At 36.4% G+C, this 7434-nt stretch carries 8 protein-coding genes and 1 tRNA gene; 6 read left to right on the forward strand and 3 right to left on the reverse strand.

Annotated features, from left to right (window positions below; genetic code table 11):
- Nucleotide 1 precedes the first annotated feature (1 nt).
- The 3 genes from thpR to WIW89_RS11590 are packed head-to-tail and all read left to right on the forward strand — an operon-like array spanning nucleotide 2 to nucleotide 2380.
- Nucleotides 2-559 (forward strand): RNA 2',3'-cyclic phosphodiesterase, encoded by a 558-nt coding sequence (gene thpR, locus WIW89_RS11580; protein WP_337703183.1) that lies wholly within the window; start codon nucleotides 2-4, stop codon nucleotides 557-559.
- Nucleotides 546-1793, forward strand: coding sequence for a CCA tRNA nucleotidyltransferase (cca, locus tag WIW89_RS11585; protein WP_337720892.1), 1248 nt, complete (start codon nucleotides 546-548; stop codon nucleotides 1791-1793). Before thpR ends, cca begins: the two co-directional genes overlap by 14 nt.
- On the forward strand, nucleotides 1781-2380 hold the full coding sequence (locus WIW89_RS11590) for a serine/threonine protein kinase (RefSeq protein WP_337720899.1): 600 nt from the start codon (nucleotides 1781-1783) through the stop codon (nucleotides 2378-2380). The genes cca and WIW89_RS11590 overlap by 13 nt, the downstream gene beginning before the upstream one ends.
- Here the strand turns inward: WIW89_RS11590 and WIW89_RS11595 are convergent.
- On the reverse strand, nucleotides 2352-2519 hold the full coding sequence (locus tag WIW89_RS11595) for a hypothetical protein (RefSeq protein WP_337708126.1): 168 nt from the start codon (nucleotides 2517-2519) through the stop codon (nucleotides 2352-2354). The genes WIW89_RS11590 and WIW89_RS11595 overlap by 29 nt on opposite strands.
- A 243-nt stretch (nucleotides 2520-2762) precedes the next feature.
- Between WIW89_RS11595 and WIW89_RS11600 the strand changes: the two genes are divergently transcribed.
- Nucleotides 2763-2860, forward strand: a tRNA-Pro gene (locus WIW89_RS11600).
- 75 nt (nucleotides 2861-2935) lie between these two features.
- Here the strand turns inward: WIW89_RS11600 and WIW89_RS13645 are convergent.
- Nucleotides 2936-3031, reverse strand: coding sequence for a putative integrase (locus WIW89_RS13645; RefSeq protein ID WP_443296591.1), 96 nt, complete (start codon nucleotides 3029-3031; stop codon nucleotides 2936-2938).
- A gap of 815 nt (nucleotides 3032-3846) precedes the next feature.
- On the opposite strand from WIW89_RS13645, the gene WIW89_RS11605 reads away from it, so the two are divergent.
- Nucleotides 3847-4806, forward strand: coding sequence for a hypothetical protein (locus WIW89_RS11605; RefSeq protein ID WP_337720893.1), 960 nt, complete (start codon nucleotides 3847-3849; stop codon nucleotides 4804-4806).
- A gap of 36 nt (nucleotides 4807-4842) precedes the next feature.
- Here the strand turns inward: WIW89_RS11605 and WIW89_RS11610 are convergent, their stop codons facing one another.
- The gene (locus WIW89_RS11610) at nucleotides 4843-5079 is read right to left on the reverse strand and encodes a hypothetical protein (RefSeq protein ID WP_337720894.1); all 237 of its coding nucleotides are present in this window, start codon (nucleotides 5077-5079) and stop codon (nucleotides 4843-4845) included.
- A 652-nt stretch (nucleotides 5080-5731) separates the two neighbouring features.
- On the opposite strand from WIW89_RS11610, the gene WIW89_RS11615 reads away from it, so the two are divergent.
- Nucleotides 5732-6814: a hypothetical protein gene (locus tag WIW89_RS11615; protein WP_337709026.1), complete on the forward strand. Its 1083-nt coding sequence runs from the start codon at nucleotides 5732-5734 to the stop codon at nucleotides 6812-6814.
- Nucleotides 6815-7434: the final 620 nt, after the last annotated feature.

Genomic DNA, 7434 nt, shown 5'->3' on the forward strand with positions numbered 1-7434 from the left:
GTTGAGGCTGTTTATTGCATTAAAAATCCCTCAGTTACCTAAAATAACTGAGGCTCTCGAGGTTTTGAACAGAGTCGGGGGAGACGTTAAGCTCGTTGAGCCTTGGAACATTCACTTAACACTGGTCTTTCTCGGGGAGTTACCAGAAAACAAGGTAGACCTCATAAAGGACTCGATGAACGCCGTGTCTTTTAACTCTTTCAAAGTAAAGTTTTTCGGTACCGGGGCATTTCCTAACCTTAACAAGCCCAGAGTGTTATGGATAGGCTTAAGTGAAGGAGCAAGTGAACTCAGAAAGCTCAGGGGTGAACTATATAAACAGTTGGTCTCAAGGGGGATAAGACCAGAGGACGAAAAAGAGTTCTCTCCACACCTCACTTTAGGAAGGATAAAAGGACCTAGAGGAGTTGTTAATCTAATTCAAATCTTAAACGATTATGCGAGTACAGATTTCGGAGAAATTACCGTGGAGGAGATCACCCTCTTCAAAAGTACGTTAACTCCAAAAGGTCCCATTTATGATCCTTTATATAGCGTGAAGAGCGTTGATAGAAGATGAAGTACTGAAGATTATAAAGCCAGAAGAGGCTGAAAAGCTAAGGCTAGAGAAGATACTGGGAGAGGTTTTAGAAAGACTCAAGGGCTATGAAGCTGAAGTCGAGGGCTCCTTTAGAAAGGGTACTTGGCTCAAAGGTGACACGGACTTAGACGTGTTTGTGTTCTTCCCTAAAGAGGTAGGAAAAGACTACCTGAAAGAGAAGGCGATAAAGGAGATCATCTCGCGTTTCTCGGACATGAAATACATGATAGCATATGCTGAACACCCTTACCTTATGCTTTACATTGACGGTATAGAAGTCGACGTAGTTCCAGCGTTGAAAATAAACTCTGGGAGTGAGGCTATAACAGCTGCAGACAGGACTCCGTTCCACACAAAATATGTATTAGAACATCTAGACGAGAGGGGAAAAGATGAGGTCAGGCTACTGAAGAGGTTTTTCAAAGGAATAGGGGCTTATGGCGCTGAAATAAAAGTACAAGGGTTCTCCGGCTACGTATCAGAGTTATTAGTCATAAAATACGGGAGTTTCAGGGAAGTGCTAGAACACGCATCAAAGTGGGTTAAACCGCCGATAAAAATACACCTGATAGAGCCAGCGAAAGATTTCACGGAACCACTACAGATACCCGACCCAGTAGATCCGAAAAGAAACGCCGCTTCGGCTGTGTCATTAGAAAAAGTAGCTCTGTTCTCGATCGCGGCTAGGTATTACTTGAGAGAGCCTTCCGTAGACTACTTCTTCCCCAAAGACTTGAAATATGATAAGATCAAGGGAGACATCATACTAGTCAACGTCCTTATTGAAGAGAGGGTAGTGGAGGATATTATTTGGGGGCAAGTCTGGAAGAATGTAGAAAAGATTAAGAATATACTAACGAGTGTAGGGTTTAAGGTAATTGATGTAAATGCGTGGGGTAATGAGGAAAGGTTGACTATTGCAATCCAATTAGAGAGTAAGGATATTGGTAAGTATTATTTAAACGTAGGTCCTTATTACTATCAACAAGAGAGTGTGGACAAGTTCATCAAAATGAACGAAAACGTATGGGTAGGTAAGGACGGTAGGCTTTACTCTATAAAGGAAAGGAAGGAGTACGATGTTTTTGAGATACTCAAAAGGACTATCTCGTTCAAGTACAAGTTCAAGCTTGAATTCGAGATCCTTAAGGAGGTGAAGGACGATCCGTGGTTACACCGTTTCCTGAGAAAAACGCCATCATGGTTAAAGTAAGGGAAATGATTTACCCCTTTTACGATGAGAGGATAGAGGCAGAGCTAAAAGAATACGGTATAACTGAAGTTTACTCTTTCGGTGACGTTCAGTTGGGTAAGTACAGAATTATTGGTAAGGGAAAGACTGGAATTGTCGTCTATATAGGAGGAGGCAAGGTAGTGAAAATAAGGAGGGCTGATTCACCAAAAGAAAGCCTTAAAATCGAAGGTAAGATTCAAGAGTTGGCTTACCCAGTAGCTCCTAAAGTATATTATTATGGTAATAACTTCATTGTTATGGATTACATTGCCGGTAGGCACTTAGAACACAACGAGAAGGTTGAAGTGATCATAAAGCTCTTAGAAGCAGCTAAAATCCTCGAGGATAAGAAGATAGAGCATGGAGAATTGGTGAGACCATATAAGAACGTCTTAGTTAGCGACAGAGTTTACGTTATTGATTACGATGACGCGTCAGTTAAAGAGAACCCGAAAAATGTCACCTCGATATTATCGTGGTTAAAAAGAGTTGATCTAGCACGCAAGTACTTAAAAGGGGTACCTTTCGATCAAATCGTTAAAGAATTGCTGGAAGTTTTTTCTTAGAGACTATTGTAATGTCTTCCAGAGCTGGTGCTGAGATCTCATGACCGCACTTGGGACATTTACCGCCATATATCAGCTTTATTTCTGATGGGGTTCTGACTCCATAAAAGTCTTGCCCTACCTTTTCAAATTTATACAAAGTATACCCACAGTTCTTACATGTATACTTTACCGGAATTTTTAGTCACCGAGTATTCCCTTAGTGGTCTATTAATATATTCAAAACGCCTTGTCTTACTTTAGAATTTTTCGTATGATCTCTTTCAGTAATAGTATAACTAACTTGGGGAGAGTAAACCGAAAGTATTCGTATTATAAAAGTATTTATTTAAATATAGGAAATAGTCAACTTTTTAGTGCTTAGAACTATAACATACATTAAGGGGCCGTAGTCTAGCTTGGACTAGGATGCCAGCCTGGGGTTAAAAACCCCAACCACCAGTACGCTGGTGGTCCCGGGTTCAAATCCCGGCGGCCCCATATTATGGGGATACCCACCAACACCCCTAATGCTGTTATCTTTTTCATTATTTAGATACGATTTGACAACGTCGGCTAAGAAACGACGTAACGCTCCTTTGTCTCATCGTTTACATTTTCTAATTCATGAACAAAGTACCGACCTTTTTCCTTAAGATATAGTCGCCGAATTTATAATGACGTTGTTTTTCGCCCATCTTATCGCCTAGTATTATGATTGCCAATTTGCGTTTATAGGCATTGTCATCCCGTCAGTTTCGCCTTCAAAAAAGTTTGAAAGCAGACGGCAAAGATTCCTCAGTTCCGCAAAAAACTGAATATGCGATACTTGGCACTCTGTCTAAATTGATAGAGATGCTTCAATTAGGAAAAATCAATATTGTTTTATTATGACGTGTGAAATACCTTCTGAAATACCTTTTTCACGTAGGGCTAATTCGAATTTGAGAAGATAAGATGCAGGAATTTCGATTTCAATAGTAAGGAAATATGCGATAACAGTAAGGAATATATAGAGAGAGGAGGAAAGTGTGTTAAAGCTTCAATTATTACTGAAACTAGACCTCCTCCAATAATGTAACTGACACTTTGCCAATATCTGTGACTCTAACCATTCTTATCTATTAAGAATTTCAGAGATTTACCTAACCATTATCCGTTATCTTCCTACGTGGAAATCCTTGCTGATTCTTCTTTCCTATATAGTTAGAACGCTAAAATCTAAGGAATAAATTTCTTCAAGTATAGGGGCATAACGTATTTATAATCAAGATAATAAATATAAAATAAAATTATAGATGCAATTCCTAAAATGTAGATAAAGTTAATTCGTCGTAAGTAAATACATGCCCGAAAGTTAGATAGCAAAGAATCCTAGATACTTAGGCAAATTAGTTGCAGTTAATAGAGAGTTCAATATCTTAGGTACTCAGAGTCAAAGGATGAGTTGGGGAAGAACTAACTAAAAAGGTTATATAATAGTAGGTTTGGATAAAAGAGATAAAATCGGTGATAGAATGCAATCATTAAGATTTTACAATGGCCTTTCGTTACTCATCTACATTATTGCATTAACTGCAACTTATGGTGTATTATTGCCCTCTGTAGATGTATTTAGCTACTTGATTTCAATTTCTCTTAATTTCATTCCTCTAATAAATTACAACATTGGAGGAGTTAAAATTAAAGATGTAAAATTAATACCTTCAAAGCATTACCTGGGTCTCTATGACATAAAAAGGAAAGAGATATCTATTTCGTCAATAGCAGTGGACATGCCAGATGTGTTTCTCTTTATAAAATATCATGAGGAAGGGCACTCTAGACAGCCATTTTGCTTGCTATATTATTTAGCTAGAAAGCTATCTCCATTTGCTCTTGCTCTATCTATTAGAGGTATACCAGCCGCTGCTAGAAAATATAAATGGTTAATTAGAATTCTAGCCTCTTTTCAATTAGTCTTATTCCTTTTACCTTTCTTCGGTATTACTACATATGATGAGGTAATGTCATTTTTTATTGTGGTATTTGTAGCACTAATTCTTAGCCCTGTTATAGAGTATATAGTTACGTTACTTTATTTTGGTTTACTATATACATTAATAATTGAGTTAATTACTTCACTTCCGGTAATATTCTTGGACTTTGCTAATTTTTTATTAATATTTAAGCTATTATCGCTATTATTGTTTTATATAGGGTACACAATTTCTAGCTTAGCATATGAAATTGATGCAGATACTTATGCGGCATTAAAACTTAAGGATAGAGTATTAATTGCGTACCAATTATTTGGAAAAAATAAGATAAGAGTAAAACGTCGCGTTTCGATATCAACTTATTTATCGCTATTAGCTTTTACTCACCCTATAGCTGAGTACGAATATTTAAGGTTTATAAAAATTGTTAAAAATATGAAGAATCAAGATCTTTCTTTGCACAATTAAGTTTACAGTCTTAATAATATACACGAAAATACTTGGCTATGAGAGTTTGAAATAGTATTTTATTAAAAGAAAACCTACAATACTTACTATTATTGAAGGAATTGCTACAATAAAATAATTTGACGAATGAATTAAATTAACATATTCTGCCAAGCTATCAACCATGCCTAGAGGTGCCATAGAGATTATGTACTTTAACTCTTTTCTCCAGAAACTGTAATACGCTGAAATCCCCCAACTATAATAAATGAGAAGAGAGGAAGTTCTATCCATTATCTTTATAATTACGATGTAAAGTAAGGGTAAAACAGTTGTAGTAGTTTCAATAAAAGCATTAGGTAGTTCGAGTAAGCCTACGAATATCGCACTCTCCCAGAAGGCTAAGCCTATTCCGTAAGTCTTAGGATTTTCTTTTATAAAACGTGAGAACAGGTACGCAAAACTTGGTTCAAAGATGATGGTTAATATTCCGTAAGCAATATAAGTAGGAATCTGAGGAGTTAAGAAAAATGATAAGAACGCCAGTTGTATGATGGCCTTTCCTACTATGGCTGAAGGCTATTGATGAGTATCAATATCAAAACGTACAATACAGCTTTATTCTTACAAGACAAATGTTAATACCAGAATTTAAGTTTAAACTTAGTTGAATGTATTTAAGCTAAACAACATGAAGATCTTAAAAGGGGAAAAATAAGAAGGAATTAGCAAGATAATATATTTTAGTGAAAAATAAAATGGGAAATACATTAGAGATGAGAGTACTAAATTTAAAAGAATTAAGTAAAAACGAGAATAATAAGAAATTTGAACCAACTCTAATTCCAAAGACGTGTTCAATGTGACCCAGTATCTGCAGAAGCTGTAGAAACGGGAAGGGGATTATAAAGCATGCAACTAGAATATACGAAAAGGTTAGTAGTAAATGGATTCCCATAAAAACTTCTTCAGATTCATAGCCTCTACTTTAGTAATTAAGGACTTTCTTTTAGGATTTCAGTTCTTAGGCTATCCCTTGTACATGTACTTATTTGGTATAAGTCCTTATGAAATTGGTATAATATATTCGCTCGAGTTTTTATCTAAAATTACATTTATTCCAATTCTTCATTATTTTAAGGGCAAAGAGAGGCTAAGCTATACTTTGTCTTTTTTATTTTCATCCATAGTGTTCCTTAATTTGGCTTTATATCCCTCTCTGTTTACTTTCCTGGCAAATGCTCTACTGATAGGTCTTTCAAGTTCTCTAGGTTCTTCGGTTACTGTATTCTTGGGAGATTTAGATAGATCTAAATTTTCCGCACTAGGTTTTTTGAGGAGAGTATTCGCAGCCCTTGGTTTCCTTGCCTTTTATCTTACTAAGTACATTCCATTCTCTACTTTTTACCTTTCTTTCTCTCTCGTTGCGATCGTTCCTATAGTTCTGTCACAGTTTATTGAAATGAAGCCGGTTGCTGTAAAATACACCCTATCAATTGAGTTTGTTAGGAGAAGTTTGAGGGAGTTTTCTTGGTACTTAACCTATATTATAGGCATCTCACTCTTTACCAACATGATACCGATAGTAATTCACTACTACACCGGTTTATCAGTATATGATGAGGTGTTTTATTTCGTCATTGTATTTGTTATCTCTTCGATAGGTGCTTATTTTTCCAAGTTTATCAAAGGCAGATTACTTATCATGAGCTTTATGCTTTCATTGCTGATTTTGGCTCTCATGGGAACTGGATATTATGGCGGTGTCATGTACATCGCTTATTCTTTTCTCTATGCGATCGTATCCCCTAACGTGTCTTATCTTTACGCCAGGACTATAAATAAGGACATTGATAAAGTGGCTGTAATATCATTAGTCGGCACTATAATTACCGCTCTGGACAACTTTATGGAAGGACTAATTATAAACCTTGGCTTAACGTCTTTAATCTTTCCCTTAGCATCACTTTTAATGTTCCTCGGAGTGTTCAGCAAACTTAAGGGGTTAAGCTCAGAAAATAAACCATAACTTTAGAATTCTGTGTATCTTTTTCCCCATTTAACATTGCAAATTACATTTTGGAGATTCAGGGATCCTTTGTGAATTGTAATATCTCAGTTGATTTAGCTTATTCAATGAACAGCAGTTATGGGATTTCTCGTTAGGTGTAGCCTTGAAGTCAAGGCAAAATCTAATAACTGCTGCAATGAAGAAATTATTGAATATATTTGATTGTTTGATAAGGAAATAAGGATATATGTAATATTATTACAAGGATAAGATAGTAGATGAGAGGTTGTAGTTAATAGCTATGGCACGGACGATCTAGTCCTCCACGCGTAGTAGCGATTGCTAACCTACCTTTAGGGACGAGTTGAAGGACTCGGCCGTGAAGAAGAGGAGGTTCAGCATGCCCTTCACTCTACCCTCTATGAGTCCGAGAACGATCATGATCACAGCCTTCCCGCATCCCCTCATCTTTACTTAATTCCCGTTCACAATCAAATACTTGAACTCCCCTCCCCCACCTCCACGGTAGACCCAAAATCATATTAGAAAAAATATTTCTGATAGGATAATATCTAATCCATAAAAAATAATGGAATTTATAAGAGTGTAAAGAATTGAAGAAAAGGTTTAAGGTGAGG

The organism is Stygiolobus sp. CP850M, from assembly GCF_037389425.1.
Lineage (GTDB): Archaea > Thermoproteota > Thermoprotei_A > Sulfolobales > Sulfolobaceae > Stygiolobus.